The 23,164-nt window shown below is 72.1% G+C and carries 22 protein-coding genes and 1 tRNA gene; 12 read left to right on the top strand and 11 right to left on the bottom strand.

The annotated features are described in order from the left end of the window. The first annotated feature begins 22 nt into the window (after positions 1-22). Positions 23-1,012, top strand: a complete 990-nt coding sequence (locus ACIA8D_RS12660; protein ID WP_399231518.1) for an ABC transporter ATP-binding protein — start codon at positions 23-25, stop codon at positions 1,010-1,012. Next, positions 1,009-2,232 carry an ROK family protein gene (locus tag ACIA8D_RS12655; protein ID WP_399231367.1) on the top strand — a complete coding sequence of 408 codons (1,224 nt, stop codon included), beginning with the start codon at positions 1,009-1,011 and terminating at the stop codon, positions 2,230-2,232. Before ACIA8D_RS12660 ends, ACIA8D_RS12655 begins: the two co-directional genes overlap by 4 nt. A 17-nt stretch (positions 2,233-2,249) precedes the next feature. On the opposite strand, the gene ACIA8D_RS12650 is transcribed toward ACIA8D_RS12655, so the two are convergent. Then, a tRNA-Leu gene (locus tag ACIA8D_RS12650) sits at positions 2,250-2,334 on the bottom strand. A 196-nt stretch (positions 2,335-2,530) separates the two neighbouring features. On the opposite strand from ACIA8D_RS12650, the gene ACIA8D_RS12645 reads away from it, so the two are divergent. The 3 genes from ACIA8D_RS12645 to ACIA8D_RS12635 all read left to right on the top strand — a co-directional run bounded on the left by ACIA8D_RS12645 (position 2,531) and on the right by ACIA8D_RS12635 (position 5,097). After that, positions 2,531-3,856, top strand: a complete 1,326-nt coding sequence (locus tag ACIA8D_RS12645; RefSeq protein ID WP_399231365.1) for a M20/M25/M40 family metallo-hydrolase — start codon at positions 2,531-2,533, stop codon at positions 3,854-3,856. A gap of 151 nt (positions 3,857-4,007) precedes the next feature. Continuing rightward, a complete protein-coding gene (gene chpH / locus ACIA8D_RS12640; protein ID WP_399231363.1) occupies positions 4,008-4,241 on the top strand; it encodes a chaplin ChpH in 234 nt (77 codons plus the stop codon). A gap of 136 nt (positions 4,242-4,377) precedes the next feature. Further along, positions 4,378-5,097 carry a chaplin family protein gene (locus ACIA8D_RS12635; protein WP_399231361.1) on the top strand — a complete coding sequence of 240 codons (720 nt, stop codon included), beginning with the start codon at positions 4,378-4,380 and terminating at the stop codon, positions 5,095-5,097. Positions 5,098-5,182: 85 nt separating this feature from the next. Here the strand turns inward: ACIA8D_RS12635 and ACIA8D_RS12630 are convergent, their stop codons facing one another. Continuing rightward, positions 5,183-5,371 carry a DUF5703 family protein gene (locus tag ACIA8D_RS12630; protein WP_399231360.1) on the bottom strand — a complete coding sequence of 63 codons (189 nt, stop codon included), beginning with the start codon at positions 5,369-5,371 and terminating at the stop codon, positions 5,183-5,185. Between the two features lie 47 nt (positions 5,372-5,418). Between ACIA8D_RS12630 and ACIA8D_RS12625 the strand changes: the two genes are divergently transcribed. Beyond that, positions 5,419-6,096 (top strand): hypothetical protein, encoded by a 678-nt coding sequence (locus ACIA8D_RS12625; protein WP_399231358.1) that lies wholly within the window; start codon positions 5,419-5,421, stop codon positions 6,094-6,096. Between the two features lie 601 nt (positions 6,097-6,697). Here ACIA8D_RS12625 and ACIA8D_RS12620 read toward each other — a convergent pair. Beyond that, positions 6,698-9,001, bottom strand: coding sequence for a helix-hairpin-helix domain-containing protein (locus ACIA8D_RS12620; RefSeq protein WP_399231356.1), 2,304 nt, complete (start codon positions 8,999-9,001; stop codon positions 6,698-6,700). After that, on the bottom strand, positions 8,998-9,981 hold the full coding sequence (locus ACIA8D_RS12615) for an aldo/keto reductase (protein WP_399231354.1): 984 nt from the start codon (positions 9,979-9,981) through the stop codon (positions 8,998-9,000). The genes ACIA8D_RS12620 and ACIA8D_RS12615 overlap by 4 nt, the downstream gene beginning before the upstream one ends. Before the next feature lie 144 nt (positions 9,982-10,125). Between ACIA8D_RS12615 and ACIA8D_RS12610 the strand changes: the two genes are divergently transcribed. Both ACIA8D_RS12610 and ACIA8D_RS12605 read left to right on the top strand, forming a co-directional pair. After that, positions 10,126-11,187: an LLM class F420-dependent oxidoreductase gene (locus ACIA8D_RS12610; RefSeq protein ID WP_399231353.1), complete on the top strand. Its 1,062-nt coding sequence runs from the start codon at positions 10,126-10,128 to the stop codon at positions 11,185-11,187. Between the two features lie 228 nt (positions 11,188-11,415). Then, entirely contained in the window at positions 11,416-12,204 is a 789-nt protein-coding gene (locus tag ACIA8D_RS12605; protein ID WP_399231351.1) for a ferritin-like domain-containing protein, read from the top strand. A 34-nt stretch (positions 12,205-12,238) separates the two neighbouring features. Here the strand turns inward: ACIA8D_RS12605 and corA are convergent, their stop codons facing one another. Beyond that, entirely contained in the window at positions 12,239-13,240 is a 1,002-nt protein-coding gene (corA, locus tag ACIA8D_RS12600; protein ID WP_399231349.1) for a magnesium/cobalt transporter CorA, read from the bottom strand. Between the two features lie 62 nt (positions 13,241-13,302). Here corA and ACIA8D_RS12595 point away from each other — a divergent pair, with 62 nt between their 5' ends. The 4 genes from ACIA8D_RS12595 (at position 13,303) to mshC (ending at position 16,809) form a co-directional block, all read left to right on the top strand. Continuing rightward, a complete protein-coding gene (locus tag ACIA8D_RS12595; RefSeq protein ID WP_399231346.1) occupies positions 13,303-13,989 on the top strand; it encodes a histidine phosphatase family protein in 687 nt (228 codons plus the stop codon). A 98-nt stretch (positions 13,990-14,087) separates the two neighbouring features. Continuing rightward, on the top strand, positions 14,088-14,678 hold the full coding sequence (locus ACIA8D_RS12590) for a DUF3090 domain-containing protein (protein WP_399231344.1): 591 nt from the start codon (positions 14,088-14,090) through the stop codon (positions 14,676-14,678). Next, entirely contained in the window at positions 14,642-15,475 is an 834-nt protein-coding gene (locus tag ACIA8D_RS12585) for an SCO1664 family protein (protein ID WP_399231342.1), read from the top strand. The genes ACIA8D_RS12590 and ACIA8D_RS12585 overlap by 37 nt, the downstream gene beginning before the upstream one ends. A gap of 104 nt (positions 15,476-15,579) precedes the next feature. Further along, complete coding sequence (gene mshC / locus ACIA8D_RS12580; protein WP_399231340.1) at positions 15,580-16,809, top strand: cysteine--1-D-myo-inosityl 2-amino-2-deoxy-alpha-D-glucopyranoside ligase; 1,230 nt, start codon at positions 15,580-15,582, stop codon at positions 16,807-16,809. 71 nt (positions 16,810-16,880) lie between these two features. Here the strand turns inward: mshC and ACIA8D_RS12575 are convergent, their stop codons facing one another. The 6 genes from ACIA8D_RS12575 to ACIA8D_RS12550 form a co-directional block, all read right to left on the bottom strand. Next, on the bottom strand, positions 16,881-17,510 hold the full coding sequence (locus ACIA8D_RS12575) for a hypothetical protein (RefSeq protein ID WP_399231338.1): 630 nt from the start codon (positions 17,508-17,510) through the stop codon (positions 16,881-16,883). 55 nt (positions 17,511-17,565) lie between these two features. Continuing rightward, positions 17,566-19,320 carry a S8 family peptidase gene (locus tag ACIA8D_RS12570; protein ID WP_399231337.1) on the bottom strand — a complete coding sequence of 585 codons (1,755 nt, stop codon included), beginning with the start codon at positions 19,318-19,320 and terminating at the stop codon, positions 17,566-17,568. A 257-nt stretch (positions 19,321-19,577) separates the two neighbouring features. Next, positions 19,578-20,543, bottom strand: a complete 966-nt coding sequence (locus tag ACIA8D_RS12565; RefSeq protein ID WP_399231334.1) for a PAC2 family protein — start codon at positions 20,541-20,543, stop codon at positions 19,578-19,580. A 74-nt stretch (positions 20,544-20,617) separates the two neighbouring features. Beyond that, positions 20,618-21,892 carry an MFS transporter gene (locus ACIA8D_RS12560; protein WP_399231332.1) on the bottom strand — a complete coding sequence of 425 codons (1,275 nt, stop codon included), beginning with the start codon at positions 21,890-21,892 and terminating at the stop codon, positions 20,618-20,620. Continuing rightward, positions 21,889-22,890, bottom strand: a complete 1,002-nt coding sequence (locus ACIA8D_RS12555; protein ID WP_399231330.1) for a Rieske 2Fe-2S domain-containing protein — start codon at positions 22,888-22,890, stop codon at positions 21,889-21,891. The genes ACIA8D_RS12560 and ACIA8D_RS12555 overlap by 4 nt, the downstream gene beginning before the upstream one ends. Before the next feature lie 6 nt (positions 22,891-22,896). Continuing rightward, complete coding sequence (locus ACIA8D_RS12550) at positions 22,897-23,136, bottom strand: recombinase-like helix-turn-helix domain-containing protein (protein WP_399231329.1); 240 nt, start codon at positions 23,134-23,136, stop codon at positions 22,897-22,899. Positions 23,137-23,164 lie beyond the last annotated feature (28 nt).

Raw genomic sequence — 23,164 nt, 5'->3', positions numbered from 1 at the left:
CCGCCACCACGGAGGCCGCCCGGTGACCGCCGAACCGCTCCTCGAACTCTCCGGCCTCACCCGCCACTTCAAGGTCGGGACCGGACTGACCCGCCGCCTCCTGCACGCCGTCGACGACGTCGACCTCACCGTCGGCGCCCGCGAGATCGTCGCCCTCGTCGGCGAGAGCGGCAGCGGCAAGTCCACCCTCGCCCGCCTCGTCGCCCAGGTCCACAAGCCCACCCGCGGCGAGATCCGCTACGCGGGCCGCCCGCTGACCGCCCTGCGCGGCCGCCGCGAGAAACTCGCCTACCGAGGCGCCGTGCCCATGGTCTTCCAGGACCCGTTCGCCTCCCTCAACCCCGCCTACCGCGTCGCGCACGGCATCCTGCGCGGCCTCGTGCTGCACCGCCCCGAACTCTCCGCGGCCGAGCGCCGCACGGAAGCCGAACGGGTCGTCGAGGCGGTCGGCCTCACCCCCGCCGCCGACGTCCTGAGCCGCTACCCCTACGAACTCTCCGGCGGCCAGCGCCAGCGCATCGGCTTCGCCCAGGCCCTCGCCCACCGCCCCCGGCTGATCCTCGCCGACGAACCCGTCTCCATGCTGGACGTCTCGATCCGCATCGGGCTGCTCAACCTCATGGCGGACCTGCGCGAGCGCGAGGGCGTCTCGATCCTCTACATCACCCACGACATCGCGAGCGCCCGCTACCTCTCCGACCGGATCGCCGTCATGTACGGCGGCCACGTCGTCGAGACGGCCCCCACCGAAGAGGTCCTCGCCCACCCCCGCCACCCGTACACCGAACTCCTCCTCTCCGCCGTGCCCGACCCCCGCGCCGCCCTCGACATCGACGCGGCCGCCGCCAGGACCGACCCCCCGCGCGTCATCGACCCCGCCCCCGGCTGCCGCTTCCGCGCCCGCTGCCCGCTCGCCGTCGACCGCTGCCACCAGGTCACCCCGCGCCTCCAGCCGGTCGGCGCGGACCACGCCGCGGCCTGCCACGTCACGGCCCCCGGACCGGACGCATGAGCACACCCCCGTGGAACCGCCGACGGCTGCGCAGCAACAACGAATGGATGCTCCTGGAACGACTGCGCCTCGAAGGCCCAGCCTCCCGGGCCCAACTCGCCCGCGACAGCGGCCTGTCCAAACCCACCGTCTCCTCCGCCCTCGCCGTCCTGGAACGCGCGGGCCTCGTCCGCGAGGCAGGCACCCACGCCCGCGCCCGGGGCCGCGTCGCCGTCCTGTACGAACCCGAGCCCACCGCCGGACACGTCCTCGGCATCGACATCGGCCGCGCCCGCCTGCGCACGGCCGTCGCCGACCTGTCCGGCGCCATCGTGGCCCGCACCGAGACACGCAACCGCGGCCGCGCCGCCACCACCGTCGCCGACGCGGCCGTCGCCTGCGCCGCGCAGGCCCTCGGGGACGCCGGCCTCGCGCCCGCCGACATCGTCCACACGACCGTCGGCACCCCCGGCGTCTTCGACCGCCGCACCGGCCGCGTCCACTACGCCGTCAACCTGCCCGGCTGGGGCCGCCCCGGCCTCATCGAGCGGATGCGCGAGAGCCTCGGCACCCCGCTGTCCGCCCACAACGACGCCAACCTGGCCGCCCTCGGCGAGTACACCTCCCGCGCGGACGCGGACAGTCGCCTCTTCGTCTACGTCCTCATCGGCACGGGCCTCGGCATGGGCATCGTCGCCGACGGCGAACTCTTCCTCGGCGCGCACGGCGCCGCCGGCGAGATCGGTTTCCTGCCCCTGGACGGCGTACCCGCCTCGGGAGCCGCCCCCCGGCGCGGCATGCTGGAGGACGCCGTCTCCGCCGACGCCGTGGTCCGCGCGGCCCGCGCCCTCGGCGTACCTGGCCCGCTCACCGCCAAGCGCGTCTTCGACGCCGCACGCTCAGGCGACCGCGCCGCGTACGAAGCCGTACGACAGGAAGGCGAACGCCTCGCCCTCGCTGTCGCCGCCGTGAGCGCCGTGCTCGACCCCGATCTGGTGGTCCTCGGCGGGGGAGTGGGCCGCGGCGCCGACCTGCTGCTGGCCACCGTGAACGGGGCCCTGCACCGCCTCACCCCGCTGCGCCCCCGCGTCGAGGCGAGCGCGGCGGGCGACGACGCGGTGCTGCTCGGCGCCCTCACCACGGCGCTGCGGGTGGCCCGGCCCCTGGTCTTCGACCGACGCACCGCCGCTCCCGAAAGGGCCTCCGGCACAGTTCCCGACAACGCAAAAGACCCCAGATGAACTGGGGTCTTTCTCTGTGTCCGAGGGGGGACTTGAACCCCCACGCCCGATAAAGGGCACTAGCACCTCAAGCTAGCGCGTCTGCCATTCCGCCACCCGGACAAGGTGTCTGCCGCCTTCGTGCGGGTGTTCCCCGCGGCGACACAGAGAACATTACCAGGGATTCGGAGTGCCTCGATCAGCCCCCTCGTCGGGGCGGTCCCGCCTGTGAACGGCACGTGACGAGACGTGCCCGGCCTTGGGTCCCGAGGCCGGGGGAGGGAGGATGAGAGGCATCCACGGCAAGAGAGGAAGCAGCGTGAGCGAGCCGAGCACGGGCAGGGCGGTCTCCGGGCAGGACGAGGTCGTCGACCTCTGCCGCGAACTGATCCAGATCGACACCAGCAACTACGGCGACCACTCGGGCCCCGGCGAGCGCAAGGCCGCCGAGTGGACGGCGGAGAAGCTCGCCGAGGTCGGCCTCGAACCGAAGATCTTCGAGTCCCACCCCGGCCGCGCCTCCACGGTCGCCCGGATCGAGGGCGAGGACCCCTCGCGGCCCGCCCTCCTCATCCACGGTCACACCGACGTCGTCCCGGCGAACGCGGCGGACTGGACCCACCACCCGTTCTCCGGCGAGGTCGCCGACGGCTGCGTCTGGGGCCGCGGCGCCGTCGACATGAAGGACATGGACGCGATGACCCTCGCGGTCGTCCGCGACCGGCTGCGCAGCGGGCGCAAGCCCCCGCGCGACATCGTCCTCGCCTTCCTCGCCGACGAGGAGGCCGGCGGCGTCTTCGGCGCCCGCCACCTGGTGCGCAACCACCCGGACCTCTTCGAGGGCGTCACCGAGGCGATCAGCGAGGTCGGCGGCTTCTCGTTCACCGTCAACGAGCAGCGCCGGCTCTACCTCGTGCAGACCGCCGAGAAGGGCATGCACTGGATGAAGCTGTCCGTGGCCGGCACCGCCGGGCACGGCTCCATGATCCACCGGGACAACGCGATCACCGAGCTGTCCGAGGCCGTCGCCCGGCTCGGCCGCCACGAGTTCCCGGTCCGCGTCACCAAGACGACGCGCGCCTTCCTCGACGAACTCGGCGACGCGCTCGGCACCGAGCTCGACCCGGAGAACATGGAGGAGACCATCGCCAAGCTCGGCGGCATCGCCAAGCTGATCGGCGCCACGCTCTCCAACACCGCCAACCCCACGCAGCTGGGCGCCGGTTACAAGGTCAACGTGATCCCCGGCGAGGCCACCGCCAATGTCGACGGGCGCTTCCTGCCGGGACACGAGGACGAGTTCCTCGCCGACCTCGACCGGATCCTCGGCCCGAAGGTCAAGCGCGAGGACGTGCACGCGGACAAGGCCGTCGAGACCACCTTCGACGGGGCGCTCGTCGAGGCCATGAAGACCTCCATCGAGGCCGAGGACCCGATCGGCAAGGCCATCCCGTACATGCTCTCCGGCGGCACCGACGCCAAGTCCTTCGTGGAGCTCGGCATCCGCAACTTCGGCTTCGCGCCGCTCCAGCTCCCGCCCGAGCTGGACTTCGCCGGGATGTTCCACGGCGTCGACGAGCGGGTGCCGGTGGACGGCCTCAAGTTCGGCGTGCGGGTCCTGGACCGCTTCATCGACGCGTCCTGACGTCAACCCGGCGCCGGGCCGGGAATCGTTCGCACGTGCGCAATGGACCGGAAAGAGTGAAAGGGACTGTGTGCTCGTAGCCCCATCAGTTCTTCCTCGTTACAGGGAGTGCAGTCCGCGGCTGGGACTGCATTGCCAACAAGGAGGAATAATGCTCAAGAAGGTCGTCGCTGCTGCGGCTGCCACTGGTGGTCTGGTTCTCGCGGGTGCGGGCATGGCCGTCGCCGACTCCGGCGCTCAGGGTGCTGCCACGCAGTCCCCCGGCGTCATTTCGGGCAACGTCATCCAGGCCCCGATCCACGTGCCGGTGAACGTGTGCGGCAACACGGTCTCCGTGATCGGGCTGCTGAACCCTGCCTTCGGTAACACCTGCGCCAACGACTGACGTCGTTGTGCCTCACCCCTTGAGGGTTTGAGCCCACGGCCCCGGAGTGCGAGCCATGCACTCCGGGGCCGACGGGTTGGACAAGGTTCCACGGCAAGACTGACAAGGCAAGGCAGGGAAACCTATGCGACAGGTCATGCGGAAGGGCCTGATCACCGTGGCTGCCGCGGGCGGCGTGCTCGCCGTCACCGGTGGCTACGCGCACGCGGACTCGAGTGCGAACGGAAGCTCCTCGGACTCGCCGGGCGTCTTGTCCGGCAACTCCGTCGAGGCGCCCGTGGACGTCCCGGTGAACGTCTGCGGCAACACCATCAACGTCGTCGGACTGCTCAACCCGTCCTCCGGCAACGGCTGCGACAGCTCGGGCGGCGACGACAAGGCCGGCGGCCAGTCCTCGGACGGCGGCTCGCAGGCCGGCGGACACACCAGCGACTCACCCGGTGTCGGCTCCGGCAACCATGTGTCGGTCCCGGTGCACGTACCGGTCAACGGGTGCGGGAACTCCATCGGCGCCGGCTCGGTCGGCAACGGCACGACCGGCAACGGCTGCTCCGACGACGGCGGCGGCAGCAGCACCACGACGCCGCCGGCGGACTCGAACACCCCGCCCTCGCGCGCCGGTGACCCGCAGGGCTCCCCGGAGCACCGCGGCGGGAGCAACGAGCCGGGGACGCAGACCGTCGACATGCCCAAGGGCGAGTCCCAGCTCGGGCAGACCGGCAGCCCGCAGACGCGGGCGACCGGCACCCTCGCGGAGACCGGCAGCTCGGTGCCGATCGGCGCGGCCGTCCCGATCGCCGGGGGTGCGCTGCTCGCGGGCGCGCTGCTCTACCGGCGGGCGAACGCAGCGGCGTGACATCAGGCGGTACACAGCGGAGCGGGCCCCGCACGGACGGGGCCCGCTCCGTTGTTTCGCCTTGCCCTGGAGCCTGTCGCCCAGGTCACCATGTGGCCCGCACCTGGCGGATGATCCGTCGACGCAGACGCACGCGGCGACTGCCGTCGCGGCGCAGGCTCAAGCGGTCCAACTCCCAGTGTCCGTACTTGGCATGGTCCGTCAGCAGACGCGTCGCCTCCTTGCGGGAGACCCCGCGCGGTACGTACACGTCGACAAATTCGTATTCCGGCATCGCATCTATTGTGCGGGCAGAGGCCCGGTACGGATAGCGTCTGCACTATGTCTGATGCTGCGCAGCCCACCGCTGCCGAGGTACGCGCCGCCGCCGAGGCGGTCAAGGCTGCGCTCGACGCCCACTTGGCGGCTGTCGAGCGCCGGTCGGGAGAAGACGATCCGGCCGTCTACGAAGCGTTCAACGAACTGGCCGCCGCGGCCGAGGAGTACGACGAACTCCTCTACGACCGCTACGACGAGGTCACTCCCTTCGAGATCCCCGGCAGTGAGGACTCGCTGCCGCCGTACGCGGGACCGGCGGAGCCGAACGCGCTGAGCGTGCTGATCCGACGCGACTACGCCGTGGTCGAGCCGCAGCGTCTGCTCGCCCAGGCCGGGCGGGTCGCCGACCTGGACGCGGAGCCGGACTCGGATGCCGCGAACGGGGCGGGCAGCAGTGTGCACGCCGCGCTCGGTGTCCTCTTCGGCGAGTTCGAGCCCGACGAAATCGCCACCCGGCACAAGGAGTTCGGCCTGGAGGAGGGCGACTCCACGCTCTGGGTCACGGCATCGGACGACCCCACGGAACCCGGCGAATGGCTGGAGGCACCCTTCGAGCAGGTCGATCCGCAGCGGGTGGTGTGCCGCTTCGACGTGAGCGCGGTCTTCGACGACGACGAGTTCGAGCTCGACGAGGACGAGGGTGAGGGCGCGGATGAGGCGTTGGAGGAGGCGGACCACTGACACCCCGCTGCCGCGGACTCACCCGGGGGGCGTTCGCCGGGTGGTCCGCTCTGGGCGCTCGTCCGTCCCCCACCCACGGGGCTCCGCCCCGGGCCCCGCTGCTCAATCGCCGCAGGGGCTATACCTGGCCCACCCGCCCACGGGGGTCTGATGCCGTCCACCTGCCCGCGGGGCGTGATGCGACCACTAGGGCTTGATCTGCCCATCCGTCCTCAGGGACGTGATGCGCCCATCCGCCGCAGGCAAGGCCCGTGCCCCGTTTCCCCCCCGCCCATCTCCCACATACCCGCCCCCTCCGGGGGCGTCGGCCGCTGCCCGCAGCCACGGTGCCAGTCGCCTCCGGAACGGCTCCTCGCCCGGGGCGTCGGGCCGCCCCCGCCTTGGGCAACCCGGTGCCGCCCCGCCTTGGGCGGCAGAGTGGGCAAGGCGGCCCCCGATGCCGCGCGTCGATGCGCAGGGCCCCGGCCCCGGCAAGGCCGGGATGGTGCCGCGTAAGGAGGACGGGGTCCTGCCCCCGGCAGAGTCCCTGAAGGCCGGGGACAGGGTCGCGCGATGAGGACGAGCCCCGGCCGCGGCTGGGTTGCCGGAGCCCGGGGGCGGGCTATGAGCCCGGGACCTGGGCCCGGACAAGGCCGCGCAGGCGCGTCGTACGGGGCTTCGCGGGGATCTCGGACACGGCTCGCGGGAGGGCCGCATCCGCACCGTGCACCACCGAAAGATGGCGCTCACCGCGACCGAAGGCCGTGTAGACCCAGGGACGGCTGAGTGTCTGCGTCGCATCGCCCGGCAGCACCACCACGGCCGCGGGCCACCGAACCCCCACCGCCTGATGCCCGGTCACGGCCCACCCGTGCCGCACCGCGCCCTGCTCCACCTGCTCCTTCGGCACGAGGACCGGCTCGCCGTCACACTCGAGGCGCAGGCCCTCCGCGTCCGCCCCGACGACCAGCCCGGGCCGGATCCGCCCGCGCCCGGTCACGTACACCACCCGGTCCCCGGGATCGAAGCCGCCGAACCGCCCGGGCCCCGGATTGAGCCGCTCCTTCAGCGCCACGTTCAACGCCCGCGTCCCCGCGGCGCCCCCGTGCCCCGGCGTGATCACCTGCGTCTGCTCGGCCGGCACCCCGATCGCCCGCGGCACCGAGTCCGCGACGAGTTGCACGGTCCGGTGGATCGCCTCGGCCGGATCCCGCACCGGAACGATCACGACTTCCTTGCCCGGCGCCTCCACCTGGTTCAACTCGCCGATGCCGATGCCCGAGACCAGCTCGCCGATCGGCCCGAAGTCCGGCGTGCGGGACGCGATGCGCGGGCAGATCTCGGCCGCCGCGACGTCGCCGAAGACCCGGCCGGGCCCCGCCGACCACAGCGTCCCCGGGGCCCCGCTGAGCACCAGGCACGTCCCGTCGGCGAGCAGCTCCACGAGCATCGCGGCGTCGCCCACGTCCAGCTGCGGCGCGTCCAGGACGACCAGGACGTCGAGGGCGAACGCCCCGTCCCGGTCGAGCCCCGGCCCCTCCGCCCGCGCGAGCAGGCCCGCGACGGTCGCGGTGGCCGTTGCAGGGGCGTCGGGTCCGAGGAGTTCGGCCGCCCGGCGCCTGCCGTCCGCGCTGTGCGCGGCGACGCACACCCGCAGGCCCAGCCTGCCCGCGGCGGCGGCCGCGGCGACGGGCTCGGCGCGGGCCGCCTCCCCGCCGGTGTGCAGGACGAGGCGGTGCGCGGCGATCGCCCGGATCAGCTCGGCCGTCGTGCCCCGCTCCACCCCCGCGGCCTCCTCGAGCCCGGCGGCGGCCGAAGCCTCGTCCTTGGGCGCGGCGTTGAGCAGCCGGGCGAGACCGTCGGCGAGGCTCTCCTCGGCGAGCGCGTACCGCTCGAGCCCGACCAGGACCCGTACCGGCCGCTCCGCCTCTTCCTCCTCGCCGTCCTCCTCCGCGACGGGCGCGGGGGCGGGTGCGTCCTCCAGCGGGTCGTGGAAGATCAGGGCGTCGCCCTCCGCGACGGCGCTCTGCACGGCTTCCTCGGGATCGGGCACCCCGCGCTTTCCGAGCGCCTCCGCGAGCACCGGCAGATCGAGGGCCGTGTGCCCGGCGTCCGCGGCCTGTTCGAGCAGCCATACGGTGACGGCGCGGCCCCGCCGCTCGTCCTCGGGCCCGCACTCCGCGCCGAGCAGCGCCCGCGCGAACCCGTCGGCCTGCTCGGGCCGCACGCCGCTCACCCGCAGCAACAGCCAGGGATCCGCGCGCAGTTCGTCGCCCGCGCCCTCGCCCAGGGCCGCGGCGGCAGCGGCGGCCAGCGACTCGGGGGCCCCGCCCTCGACGAGCACGGCCCGCACCGCGGCGACGGACTCCGGGTCGGGCCCCGCCTGGCCGGTGGCCTGCGGCCGGCGCACGGGTTCGGCGGGGGAGGGGGCCGCGGACTCCCGCCGCGGCTCGGGCTCGGGCGGCGCGAGCACGGGGGCGGCGAGCGGCTTCTCGCCGCTCTCCACCGCGCGTACGGCGGCCAGCAGATCGGCGGCGGTACCGCTCAGCTTCGTCCCGGCGTCGATCGGGCCTTCCTTGGCCGCCTTGCGCTCCGCGATCCGGTCCCGGAACTCCCGCTGGGCCGCCAGCTCGGCCTCGGCCTCGGACACCTGGGCGCCCTTCTCGGCCCCGCCCGCGGCGTCGTCGGTGGAGCCTTCGGCGTCGCTGTCGGCATCGGCATCGGCATCGGCTTCGGCGTCGTCGGCCACGACCTCGGCTTCAACGCCGTCGCCGTCGCCGTCGCCGTCGCCGTCGCCGTCGCCGTCGCCCGAAACCGATACCGGCTCCGACTCGGGCGCGGGCGCCTCGGCAGGGTGCTCCGTGTCCGGCCCGGTGTCGGGGCGGGCCCCTGACTCGTTCTCCGCGGGAGCGGACTCCGTACTCACAACGTGCTCCAGTCCTGATCGGGATAGCGGTGCACGGGCGCCGACACGTCGTCGAGCGCCTGGCAGATCTCGTCAGGAAGACTAAGGGCCTCCACTGACAATGCCGCCGTGAGCTGCTGCGCGTTGCGCGCGCCGACGATCGGCGCGGTCACTCCCGGCCGGTCCCTGACCCACGCGAGCGCCACCTGCAACGGCGTCACGGCCAGCCCGTCCGCCGCCGTCGTGACCGCGTCCACGATGTGCCCGGCCGCCTCGTCGAGATACGGCTCGACGAACGGAGCCATGTGGTCCGAGCCGCCCCGCGAGTCGGCGGGCGTGCCCGAACGGTACTTGCCGGTCAGTACCCCGCGGCCCAGCGGCGACGAGGGCAGCAGGCCGATGCCGAGGTCGAGCGCCGCGGGCAGCACCTCGCGCTCCACGCCCCGCTGCAGCAGCGAGTACTCCATCTGCGTACTGGCGAGACGCGTGCGCGCGCCCGGCGCGGCCAGCTGCCACGTGCCCGCCTTGGCCAGCTGCCAGCCGCAGAAGTTCGAGACGCCCGCGTAGCGTGCACGGCCGCTGCTCACCGCTATGTCGAGCGCCTGAAGCGTCTCGTCGAGCGGTGTGCCGGGGTCCCAGGCGTGCACCTGCCACAGATCGACGTAGTCCGTGCCGAGCCGGGCGAGCGAGGCGTCCAGCGCCGAGAGCAGATGGCCGCGCGAGCAGTCGAAGCGCCGGTCCGGGTCGGGCACGCTGCCCGCCTTCGTGGAGATGACCAGGTCACGGCGCGGCACCAGGCCCTCGATGAGCCTGCCGAGCAGATACTCCGACTCCCCGTCCCCGTACACGTCGGCCGTGTCGACGAGCGTGCCGCCCGCTTCCCAGAAGGCCTTCAACAGGTCGGCGGCGTCGTGCTCGTCGGTGTCCCGGCCCCACAGGAGGGTGCCGAGCCCGATCCGGGACACACGCAGGCCGGTGCGGCCGAGATGCCTCTGCTCCATGGGCGCTGAGGTTACTGGCCGAAGGTCAGGAACGGGGCCCCTGTGGATATCTGCCGCCGGGGTCGCCGGGTTAGGGTGCCGGGCGAGGCACCTTACCCATGGGTAAATCACTGGATCCGGCAAGGCGTTAAGGGGATGTGGTCAATGAAGCTCGGCATCAACCTCGGCTACTGGGGCGCAGGCATGGACGCGGACAACCTGGCCGTCGCGAAGGAGGCCGACAGACTGGGCTACGCGGTGTGCTGGGCCGCCGAGGCCTATGGTTCCGACGCCGCCACCGTCCTCGCGTACGTCGCCGCGCAGACGGAGCGGATCGACGTCGGCTCGGCCATCTTCCAGATCCCGGCCCGCCAGCCCACGATGACGGCGATGACGGCCGCGACGCTGGACTCGCTGTCCGGGGGCCGTTTCCGGCTCGGCCTCGGTGTCTCGGGGCCGCAGGTCTCGGAGGGCTGGTACGGGGTCAAGTTCGACAAGCCGCTGGCGCGCACCCGCGAGTACGTCGAGATCATCCGCAAGGCGATGAGCCGGGAGCGGGTCAGCCACGAGGGCGCCCACTGGACGCTGCCGCTGCCCGACGGCCCCGGCAAGCCGCTCAAGCTGATCGTGCACCCGGAGCGCGAGCGGATCCCGCTCTACATCGCCGCGATCGGCCCGAAGAACCTGGAGCAGACCGGCGAGATCGCCGACGGCGCCCTGCTGATCTTCCCGGCCGCCGAGCACCTGGAGGAGACCGCCCTCCAGCACATCCGCGCGGGCCGCGAGAAGGCCGGCAAGACGATGGAGGGCTTCGACGTCTGCCCGACCGTTCCGCTCGCGCTCGGTGGGGACGACGACGCCTCGGTGAGCGCGCTCGCGGACATGTTCCGGCCGTACACCGCCCTCTACGTGGGCGGCATGGGAAGCCGCAAGCAGAACTTCTACAACCAGCTCGCGCAGCGCATGGGCTACGAGAAGGAGGCCGCCGAGATCCAGGACAAGTACCTGGCCGGCGACAAGGAGGGTGCCGCCGCGGCCGTCCCGCAGCAGCTCATCGACTCCACCACGCTGCTCGGCTCCGTGGACCGGATCGCCGACCGGATGCGGGCCTACTCCGAGGCCGGTGTCACCACGCTGACGGTCAACCCGGCCGGGCTCACGCTCGACGACCGTCTCGCCTCGCTGCGCGCGGGCACCGAGGCCATGGAGCGCGCCGGGCTGGCGTAGGTCTCTGGGGAGTTTTTCTGCGGCCGTGGTGGGGGCTCGGGGGGTCTTCCCCGCCACGGCCGTCACAGAGCACAACGCGTCACGAGGGGCCTGGTTACGGCTCGGCCCGCGCCCCGGGTCCTCCGTTCGGACGAGTTGACCCGCATACCTGTTGCCCTGCCCCATGTCCCGCATTTGACTCGGACTTTGCAGTACACGGAGTCCGGCGCGGTGAGGTGGAGGTAGCGGATGCTGTCGGCCAAGAGTCTGTTCCAGGAGATCATCGACAACGACGAGTCGTTCCGGCTGTTCTGCTCCATCGCCGCCGGCGGCGAGTCCCAGGGCGGCTGGGAGAACGGGCGGATCGCCGCGCTGATCCCCGAGAGCGAGCGCGGCCTCGCCCCCAAGGTCGCGCGGCACGGCGCGGACGAGGACAAGCACGGGCGGATCTTCAACGCCCTCATGAAGAAGCGCGGCCTGGAGCCGGTGCCCGTCCCCGCCGAGGCCGACTACACGATGCTTCTGGAGAAGTACGGGATCGGGCTCGCCCACGAGCGCCTGCGCAGCGACGATCGGCTCTCCGTGCGGGACATCGTCACGTACCTGGCGCACAGCCGCGTCACCGAGCAGCGGGCCTCCGAGCAGATGGTGATGCTCCGCAAGCACTTCGGCGACGACCCCGTCCTCGGCCGCGCGGTCAAGATGATCTCCAACGACGAGGACAACCACCTCGCGTACTGCCACGAGGAGTTGCTGCGCTTCGCGTACGCGGGGCACGGCCGCGCCATCCAGCGCATCCTGCGCGAGTGCGCGCTCGCCGAGATCGCCGTCTACCGGGACGTCAGCCTCGCCGTCATGGACCACATGGGGCGCATCCTGGGCTGGCCGAAGCCGAAGGCGGCCGCGCTCGCCGCGGGGATCCACGCCGTGTACGCGTACGAGCGCCTGGGCGGCTGGCGGCGGATGGTGTCGTTGCGGATGCCGGAGCGGCGGGACGCCCTGGGCGGGCCGGCGAGCGCGGCGCCCGAGTTCGCCTGAGGCGGTACGGCGTTGCGGCTCGAATGGATCCGGATCACAGCCATCCGCGGCGCTTGAACAGGCGGAACAGCAACAGTTCCAGGAGGGCCATCAGCACGATCACCGCCGGGTACGCCCACACCCAGTGCAGCTCCGGCATGTGGTCGAAGTTCATGCCGTAGATGCCCGCGATCATCGTGGGCACCGCGGCCATCGCCGCCCACGCCGAGATCTTCCGCATGTCGTCGTTCTGCCGCACGCTCATCTGCGCCAGGTGCGCCGAAAGGATGTCCGAGACGAGGCGGTCCAGGCTGTCCACGGACTCGTTGACCCTGGTGAGGTGGTCGTTCACGTCGCGGAAGAACGGCTGCGCCTCCTCGTGCACGAACGGCACGCCGGCCAGACCCCACGGGCCGACCCCGGCGAGCCGCGCCAGCGGCATCGCCAACGGACCGGTCGCGCGCCGGAATTCGAGGATCTGGCGCTTGAACGTGTAGATCCGCTCGGCGGTGTCGCGGGAGCCGCCGCCCCGCGGGGAGAAGACCTCCGCCTCCAGCTCCTCCAGGTCGGTCTGCAGCTCGGCCGCGACCTCCAGATAGTGGTCCACCGTCGCGTCCGCGACCGAGTACAGGACCGCAGTCGGCCCCTGCTTCAGGAACTCCGGCTCCGACTCCAGGCGCTTGCGTACGGCCTTCAGGGGTGCGCCCTCTCCGTGCCGCACGGTCACCACGAACGAGTCGCCCAGGAACAGCATCAGCTCGCCCGCGGACACCTTGTCGCTCTTCGGCTCGTACACCACCGGCTTGAGGACCACGAAGAGCGAATCGTCGTAGATCTCCAGCTTGGGCCGCTGGTGAGCCTTCATGGCGTCCTCGACGGCCAGCGGATGGAGGCCGAATTCCTCGGTGACCTTGTCGAACTCCACCTCGCTCGCCTCGTGGAGCCCGATCCATACGAACGCGTCCCCGGCCGCCCGCGCCTCGTCGAGGGCATCGGAGAAGTCCGCGGGGCGCTCGATGCGGCGCCCTTCCCGGTAGATGGCGCAGTCGACGATCACGAGGTGAATTCTTCCCAGTACCGGGCACTGCCGCACGTCGTCGTATGCCTAGGGTGGGGCCCATGCCCACGCTGATCCTCGTCCGGCACGGACGTTCCACCGCCAATACCGCCGGTGTGCTCGCCGGGCGGACGCCCGGTGTGGCGCTCGACGAGCGCGGCGCCGCGCAGGCCGCGCGGCTGCCCGAGCGGCTCGCGGACCTGCCCCTCGCCGAGATCGTCGCCAGCCCGCTGCAGCGCTGCCGGGAGACCGTCGCGCCGCTGCTCGCCGCGCGGCCGGAGCTGACCCTGCGCACCGAGGACGGCATCAGCGAGTGCGACTACGGGGACTGGTCCGGCCGAAAGCTCGCGGAGCTGTCCGACGAGCCGCTGATGCAGGTTGTGCAGCAGCACCCGACGGCCGCCGCCTTCCCCGGCGGGGAGTCGATGCGGCAGATGCAGCACCGGGCCGCCGAAGCGGTACGTGAGTGGAACGCGCGCGTGGAGCGCGAGCACGGCGAGGACGCCGCCTATGTGATGTGTTCGCACGGCGACATCATCAAGTCCCTTGTCGCGGACGCCATCGGGCTTCATCTGGACCTCTTTCAGCGCATCTCTGTAGAGCCGTGTTCCATCACCGCGATCCGTTACACACGACTTCGCCCCTTTCTCGTACGCCTCGGGGACACCGGTGACTTCGCGTCCCTGGCGCCGCGTGAGACGCCGCAGGAGGGCGATGCGCCGGTCGGGGGCGGCGCGGGCGCACCGTGATCGTCCGCCGCAGTAGGGTGAAGCAGCCGTAAGCACAGGCGGCCCGGTCGCCCATGACCGGTTCAAGACAGTCGATTCCGATCCCATGGAGACAGGACGTGTCCCGTCAGGTGTTCCTCTACGACCCTCCGGAGCGGTTTGTGGCCGGTACGGTCGGGCTCCCCGGGCGCCGCACCTTCTTCCTGCAGGCCACGGCAGGAGCCCGGGTCACCAGCGTGGCGCTGGAGAAGACCCAGGTGGCCGCGCTCGCCGAGCGCATGGACGAACTGCTCGACGAGGTCGTGCGGCGCAGCGGGGGCAACGCCCCGGTGCCCGCCGTGGCCCCCAGCGAGATCTCCGACACCGCGCCGCTGGAGGCGCCCGTGGAGGAGGAGTTCCGCGTCGGCACCATGGCGCTCGCGTGGGACGGCGACGAACAGCGCATGATCGTCGAGGCGCAGGCCCTCGTCGAGCTGGACGCCGAGTCGGAGGACGACCTGGCGGAGGCCGAGGAGAAGCTGCTCCAGGACGAGGAGAACGGTCCGCCGATGCTCCGCGTCCGGCTCACCGGGAACCAGGCGCGTGCCTTCGCCAAGCGGGCCCTGGACGTCGTGAACGCGGGCCGGCCGCCGTGCCCGCTGTGCAGCCTGCCGCTCGACCCGGAGGGACACGTATGTCCGCGCCAGAACGGATACCGGCGCGACGCGTGAGCGACGACCGGGAACTGCTCGCCCTCGGTGAGCTGCACGTGGAGGGACAGATCCGCGAGGCGTCGAACGCGGTGCTGGTGTGCACCGTCACCCACGACGGCCGCGAGGCGCGCTGCGTCTACAAGCCCGTACGCGGGGAGCGCCCCCTGTGGGACTTTCCCGACGGCACCCTGGCGCAGCGCGAGGTCGCCGCGTACGAGGTCTCCGAGGCGCTCGGTTGGGGCCTGGTGCCGCCGACGGTGCTGCGCGACGGTCCGTACGGCGAGGGCATGTGCCAGCTGTGGATCGCCGGGCCCGAGGACGAGGCCGCGGGGCAGGAGCTGCTGGCTCTCGTCGACCGTGAGGAGCCCGAGGAGGGCTGGAAGGCCATCGGGTTCGCCGAGGTCGGCGAGGGCCGCACGGCGCTGCTCGTGCACGCCGACGACGACCGGCTGCGCCGGCTCTCCGTCCTCGATGCCGTGATCAACAACGGTGACCGCAAGGGCGGGCATCTGCTCGTCGACGCCGAGGGGCACCTGTTCGGCATCGACCACGGTGTGACGTTCAACGCCGAGGACAAGCTGCGGACGCTGCTGTGGGGGTGGGCGGGGGAGCCGCTGACCCAGGAGGCGACGGGTGCGCTTGAGGCGCTGCGGGCGGCCCTGGGAGCGGGCGAGCCGCTTGCCGCGCGGCTGGGCGAGCTGATCACGGGGGCCGAGCTCGAGGCCGTACGCGAGCGGGTCGCGGGGCTGCTGAAGTCCGGGCGGCACCGGGAGCCGGGTGGGGACTGGCCCGCGATTCCCTGGCCACCCGTCTGAAAGCTGCGCGTAGCGCGCCGGCCAAGATCGCGCAAGAGGGCGAGTTCGGCCATTGCGCCTGGTCCGGTTCGTATGCGGAAGCAGCGTCCGGTTACGCTCGATGCATGCATGCCTGGCCCGCTTCTGAGGTCCCCGCCCTGCCCGGCAAGGGCCGCGACCTCCGGATCCACGACACCGCGACCGGTGGGCTCGTCACCCTTGCCCCCGGTCCCGTCGCCCGTATCTACGTCTGCGGCATCACGCCGTACGACGCGACCCACATGGGTCACGCGGCGACCTACAACGCGTTCGACCTCGTGCAGCGCGTGTGGCTCGACACCAAGCGGCAGGTTCACTACGTCCAGAACGTGACGGACGTCGACGATCCTCTGCTTGAGCGGGCCGTGCGTGACGGCATCGAGTGGGAGGGCCTCGCCGAGCGCGAGACCGCCCTGTTCCGCGAGGACATGACCGCCCTGCGGATGCTGCCGCCGCAGCACTACATAGGCGCCGTCGAGGCGATACCCGGCATCGTGCCGCTCGTCGAACGACTGCGTGACTCCGGTGCCACCTACGAGCTCGAGGGCGACACCTACTTCTCCGTCGAGGCCGACCCGCACTTCGGGTCCGTCTCGAACCTCGACGCCGCAGCGATGCGGCTGCTCTCCGCCGAGCGAGGGGGCGACCCGGACCGTCCGGGCAAGAAGAACCCGCTCGACCCGATGCTGTGGATGGCCGCCCGCGACGGCGAGCCCAGCTGGGACGGCGGCTCGCTGGGCCGGGGACGGCCCGGCTGGCACATCGAGTGTGTCGCCATCGCCCTCGACCACCTCGGGATGGGCTTCGACGTCCAGGGCGGCGGCTCCGACCTCGCCTTCCCGCACCACGAGATGGGCGCCTCGCACGCGCAGGCGCTGACCGGCGAGTTCCCGATGGCCAAGGCGTACGTGCACGCCGGCATGGTCGCGCTCGACGGCGAGAAGATGTCGAAGTCCAAGGGCAACCTGGTGTTCGTCTCCGCGCTGCGCCGCGAGGGCGTCGACCCCGCCGCCGTCCGGCTGGCGCTCCTCTCCCACCACTACCGCTCCGACTGGGAGTGGACGGAGCAGGTGCTCGCGGACGCCGTGGCCCGCCTCGATCGCTGGCGCGCGGCCGTCTCCCGCCCCGACGGCCCGTCCGCCGAGGCGCTCGTCGAGGAGATCCGCGAGGCGCTCGCGAACGACCTGGACGCGCCGACCGCGCTGACCGCCGTCGACCGCTGGGCCGAGACCCAGTCGACCGAGGGCGGCACGGACGAGGGCGCCCCCGGCGTCGTGTCGCGTGCTGTGGACGCCCTGCTGGGCGTGGCGCTGTAGCCCGCTGAAGAACAACCACCAAGAGGGCGCCTCCCCGTGCGGGGAGGCGCCCCTTCATTTCCGGTGCGTGCTCAGATGCGCTGCACCCGTACGCTGCGCAGGATGCTCGGCGACCCCGTGTCCCAGACACCGACGACCTGGTGGCCGAACGCGAAGGCCTCCTGGATCTCGTCGTGCGCCTGCGGGGTGGGGTTGTTGAGGACGCGGAACTGGTTGTTGATGCGCAGGAAGATCTGCCGCGGCTGGCCGGGGAGCGGCTGCACGATGTCGATGTAGCCGTTCGCGACGCCGGAGGCCAGGGCCTGCTGCTGCACCTGCTGGTGGGACTGCTGGATCGCGGCCAACTGGACCTGCTGGAGCTGCTGTTGCGCCTGCTGCTCCATCTGCTGCGCCTGCTGGTCCTGCTGCTGCCCGTACTGCTGTTGCTGCTGGCCGTACTGCTGCTGGCCGAACCCCTGCTGCTGCCCGCCGAGTTGCTGGAGCAGCTGCTGGTACGGCTGCTGCTGGCCGAGCTGCTGGAGCTGCTGCTGAAGGTGCTCCTGGCCCTGGCCCTGGCCCTGGCCCTGTCCTTGGCCCTGGCTCTGGCCGAACATGCCGGGGTGCTGCTGCTGGCCCATGCCCTGTTGTCCCATGCCCTGCTGGTAGGGCGAGGTGCTCGGGAACTGCTGCCCCTGCTGACCCATCTGGGGGGTGATGCTCATGCGGGTGCCACCTTCCATGAATGGTGGGTTGCGTTCAATGGTTGGTTGCGTTGCCTCAGCCCGTGACGACCAGGCCGACGACCTCGTCGTCCGAGAACCACACACGTACGTCGGGCCGTCCCCCCGCGAAGGCGGTGTGCACCGCCTGGCGGGTCTCGGGGGACGGATTGTTCAGATTGCGCCAGGAGCCCGCCACGAACAGGCGTAGCCGGGGCGGGAGTTCGGGCGGATACGGGATCAGCTCGTCCCAGTACCGCTCCGCCTGGCCCGAACCGACCGTCGAGGGCAGCAGGTTGGTGACCGCCCCCTTGATGTCGGGCCGGTTGCCGATCCGCTGCGATGCGGGCCGGCCGGGGGCGTCCTGCTGCGGTGAGCCGGTCGCCCGGAGCACCTCGCGGGCCCGCCGTGACGTCATCGGGCGCTGACCGCCTGCCTTGAGCATTCCCTGGAGGGCGGTCAGCGCTCCGACGACCACCGGGGAGGCGGACGAGGTGCCGGAGAAGGTGTCGGTGTACCAGGCGATCTCCTCGGTGCCGCCCTGCAGATCGCCGGGCCGGTCCCAGGAGCCGCCGGTGGTGGTGACCTCGCGGCCCCAGCCCTGGGCGTCCACGCGGGCCCCGTAGTTGGAGAACGACAGGCGCGAGCGGTCCGGGCCGTGGTCGCGGCCGTGGGTGCCCGGAGGCGGGGCGCCCGCGCCGACGAGGACCGCGTCCGAGGAGCGGTTCGACGGGTTGAACGGGTTGTGCCACCACGCCGGGAACTCGTCGGGCCTGCGCTCGTACACCGCGTCGTCGAGGGACTCGGCGCCGTTGCCCGCCGCGCCCACGACCACGATGCCCTTGGCCGTCGCGTACTTGATGGCCGCGAAGTCGTCGGGCCACCACTCCAGGGCGATGTAGCCGCGCTGGTCGTCGCGCGGCTCGAAGTCGAACCGCGGCCCCGGACGGTGCAGTTCGATCAGGATGACGTCGCCGGGGCTCAGCCGCTCGGCCGCCGCGTGGATCGCCGCCGCCGTGCCCACGCCCTGGAAGGACGCCGCCGCGGTCACCGCCTCCGGCGCGATGCCGGTGATGCCGCGCTCGTTGCGGTCGCCGCCGATCACGCCGAGGACCGCCGTGCCGTGATTGCGCCAGGCCACGTCCGGGATCGGCGTACCGACCACGATGCCCGCGAGCTTCGCCGACAGGTCCTCGTGCCCCAGCTGCCAGGCGCCCTCCACGTCGATGACGGTGATGCCCTCGCCGCTGCCGCCGAGCCGCCGCCACGCCCACTGCGCGTCGATGCCGGCGGGCGCCGGGCCCAAGTAGCCCTGGCGGCCCGTGTAGTCGGGCGTCGCGGCCGTCTTCTCCTTCAGCCGCCGCGCCTCCTCGAAGTTCTCCGGGGACGGGGCGGGCGACGAGGCGTGCGCCGCGGGCACCGCGCCCGGCTTCACGTACGCCGTGTCGATCTCCGGGAGCGCCGCGATCCGCGCGCGCAGCTCCTGCGCACGCTCGGCCGCGCCGCGCACCCGGTAGAACAGCGCCAGATCGGGCACCTCGGCCCCGGGCGCCCCGTCGGCGTCCCGTACCCGCTCCTCGCCGCCGAACAGCGGTTCAAGAGCGAGTTGTTCGTCCCCGAGGAACATGTTCAGCGCCGATACGTCGGCGCCCGCGGCGGAGCGCACGCCGTCGGCCTGGACGCGCAGGCGGGCCTCCGGGCGCGCCACGACGATGAGTTCCTCTTCCGCCCCGCGATAGGTGAAACCGGATCCGTCCGGTCCCGGCCCGGCCGTGCCCGGCCCCTGCGCCGGGCTTGCGTGCTGGTCGGTCATCGGTCCACAGCTCCCCTCGCCAACATCCGGTCGTACGGGTCTGCTTGTGCCGTGTGTTTCGTTGAGGCTCGTCGGGGCTCACCCTGCTACGCCGACGCCCGCCCGTCCAGACCCCGTCGGCCAACTGCGTTTGAAAACAAGTTGAATGGGGAACCCCCTGCATTTCGTCCGGAAACCGATGTCACGAATGAAACCCGCCAAACGCAGTGGGCCGGAACCGTCCAACGGTTCCGGCCCACTGCTGTGGCTCGCTGCGGCTACTCCTCGCCGTCGTCGCTCTCCGGGCGCGGCGGCTTCGGCGGCCGGGTCCGGCCGCTCGGGTTGTCGCGCAGGTGCGAGGAGCCGTCCCCGCCGTCCGTCGCGTGACCGCCCGGCGCGGCGCCCGGGTCGCGGCGCTGCAAGTAGCGCTCGAACTCGCGGGCGATGGCCTCGCCGGACGCCTCGGGCAGCTCCGCGGTGTCGCGGGCCTCCTCCAGGGACTGCACGTACTCGGCGACCTCGCTGTCCTCCGCGGCCAGCTGGTCCACGCCCAACTGCCAGGCGCGCGCGTCCTCGGCCAGCTCGCCCAGCGGGATGCGCAGGTCGATCAGGTCCTCCAGACGGTTCAGGAGGGCCAGCGTCGCCTTCGGGTTCGGCGGCTGCGACACGTAGTGCGGGACGGCCGCCCACAGGGAGACCGCGGGGACACCGGCGTGCGTGCAGGCCTCCTGGAGGATGCCGACGATGCCCGTGGGCCCCTCGTACTTGGTCTCCTCCAGGTTCATCCGCGTGGCCAGATCCGGGTCGGAGGTGACACCGCTGACCGGCACGGGCCGGGTGTGCGGGGTGTCGCCGAGCAGCGCGCCGAGGACGACGACGAGTTCGACGCCCAGCTCGTGCGCGAAGCCGAGCAGCTCGTTGCAGAACGAGCGCCAGCGCATGGACGGTTCGATGCCCCGGACCAGGACGAGATCGCGCGGCTTGTCGCCGCCGACCCGGATCACCGAGAGCCGCGTCGTCGGCCATGTGATCTTTCGCACTCCGCCGTCGACGAACACGGTCGGCCGGTTGACCTGGAAGTCGTAGTAGTCCTCGGCGTCGAGCGCCGCGAACACCTCGCCCTTCCACTCCTTGTCGAGATGCGCGACCGCGGTGGAGGCGGCGTCGCCGGCATCGTTCCAGCCCTCGAACGCGGCCACCATGACCGGGTCGACCAGCTCGGGTACCCCCTCGAGCTCGATCACCCAGCGCCTCCTTCCGACGTGCCCTCGCGTACCTGCCCACCTTACGGCGTCGGCGGGGGCCCTCCGCAGCCCCCTTACGGGCGCGGACTGCCTCCAACACTGCCCCGTGCCGGAGTGGTCCACTCCACCTCTGGGGAGGTGGGCGCCGCTTGCACCGGTCGCACCAGCAGCCATGCCCCGCACACCAGCGTCAGCGCCTGGGCCCCGGCGAGGAGGCCGAATCCGGCGCCGAAACCGTGGCCGCCGCTCGCCGCGATGGCCACACCCATCAGGGTGGGCATGAACGCGGACACGAGGTTGCCGACCCCGTTCACGACCCCGTAGGCGCTGCCGACGAAGTGTGCGGGCGCGCAGTGCTGGACGAGCGTGGGGATGGCCGGGCCCTGAAGGCCCCAGAACCCGCCGGCCAGGATGAGACCGGTGGCCGCCGCCGCGTCGCTGTCCGCGCCCGCGACGAGCAGCACGCACACGGCGGTGCCGGTCGAGCCCACCACGAACGGCAGCGCGAGCAGCCGCCGCGGCAGCCGGTCGAGCAGCAGCCCGCCGAGGAACCCGGACACGAGCGACATCAGGAACGGCAGCGCGGAGACGATCCCCATCGCGGAGAGCGAGAAGTGCCGCTCGTGCAGCAGATACGAGGGCAGCCAGGCGCTCGACCCCCACAGATACGCCAGCGTGGCGATCTCGATGACCAGGATGGGCGCCAGGCGGGGCATCCGCAGCGCGCCCTTGAGCGTGGTCCCGAAGCCGGGGCGCTCGGCGCCGCGCACCCCGCGTCCCCGTACGAACAGCAGGATCAGCGGCAGGCCGACCACCGCGTTCAGCGCCGCGAGGGCGAGGAACGAGGTGTGCCAGTCGAAGCGGTAGACGAGGTACGTGATCAGGGGCAGGCCCGCCGCCGTGCCCAGGGACACGCCCATGGAGCTGACGGCGTTCGGGCGGCCCGCCTCGTGCGGCGCGAAGTGCTCGCGCACGTACATCGTCTTGAGCGAGAACAGCGGGCCCTCGGCGGCGCCGAGCAGGGCGCGCAGCACGGTCAGCGTGAGCGCGCCGAGTGCGTACGGCGACAGCAGTGTCATCAGCGACCACAGGGCGACGCTGACGACGAGGCCGCGGCGCACCCCGAGCGTCGTCTCGTAGAACGGGGTGAGGAAGAACGCCGCGATGCCGTACCCGACGAGGAACACCGTCGACAGGGCGCCCTGCGCCGTCGGGTCGCCGGTGATGCCGAAGTGGTCGGTGAACGCCTTGTCCGTGATGAGGACGGAGACGTTCACCCGGTCCACGTAGCTGATCAGAACGATGACCAGCAGGCTGAGGACGCCCGCCCAGCGGGCCCGGGTGCTCATGCGCCGGCGGACTGCTTCTCGGCCTCGCCGCGGTACATGCGGCGCAGCCGGACCACGCCGAGGTCGTGCTGGTACAGGTTCTCGTGCTGGTCGGCGTCGGCCGGCATGGCCTCCAGCATCTCGCGGTCCTGCTCCAGGACCGCCCAGTGCCGCTGCTCGATCAGCGTCCTGTAGAGGAAGCGCCAGGTGTCGCGCTGCCAGTCCTGGACCTTGCGGTAGCGCCAGAAGAAGACGGCGCAGCGCTCCTCGTCGACCGGGCGGACCATGCCGACGATGCCGAACGGGCCGCCGGGGCCCGCGGACGGCGGGTACGGGATCGAGAGGTCGACCCAGTCCACGCCCGTGCGGCACAGCTCCACCCAGTCGAAGTTCACGCCCCGCTGGTCGGTCTTCTCGAAGAAGTAGCCGCGGTCGGTCTCGCGGATGCGGAACTTGGCGGTGGTGTCACCGTCGAACATCGTGTGCGAGTCGTGGTGCAGGAACTGGCCGTGCATCGGGTCGAGCAGGTTCTCCACGCCGTAGCGCCACGGCACGTCCCACTCGGCGTAGCACAGGAACGCGTCGATGTCGGGGTCGGTCAGCGGGTCGGGGAGCGTCAACTCGGCGGGCTCCGGGTGCTGTTCGTCGCCGAAGTACGCGAGGACGGCGCCCGCCACCTCGCGCACGGGCAGCGACGTGACGAGCTTCTTGCCCTCCAGGTTGCAGCCGGGCAGTCCGGGCACGGAGGAGACCGTGCCGTCGGTCTCGACCTCGACGCCGTGGTACCAGCAGGCCACCCGGTCGCCCAGGTGTTTACCGAGGGAGAGTGGGGCCCCGCGGTGCGGACAGCGGTCGGCGAGCATGCTCAGGGTGCCGTCCGAGCGGCGGAACAGCAGCCACTGCTCGCCGAGGACGGTGACCTTGCGCATGGCGCCGGGGGCGACGAAGGAGGAGGGGACGACCGGGTGCCACTGGTTGCGCAGGCCGGTCGCGTAGATCTTGTCGGCGGTCAGAGCCATGGTGCGTCACGCTCCCAGTCGGTGCATCTCGGCGCGGAAGGATTCCTCGGTCCACGGCTGCCCGTCGGGGGCGTGGACCTGACGGGCGTTCAATCCGCCCACGACGTCGGCGAGTTCGTGGCCGACCTTGGTGAAGACCTCTTCGAGCGTCGCCGCGAGCTTGTGCTCGTAGGGGCTCGGCTCGTGGGTGCGCGACTGGTGGACCTCCAGGTAGGGCCAGTCGGTGGTCTCGGTGCTGCTGCTCATGGGTGTCTCCTACGGATTCCAGGAGGGG

The sequence above is a fragment of the Streptomyces sp. NPDC051684 genome (genome assembly GCF_044453445.1).
In the GTDB taxonomy this organism is placed as follows: Bacteria; Actinomycetota; Actinomycetes; order Streptomycetales; family Streptomycetaceae; genus Streptomyces.
This window is presented reverse-complemented; position numbering and strand designations above follow the sequence as displayed.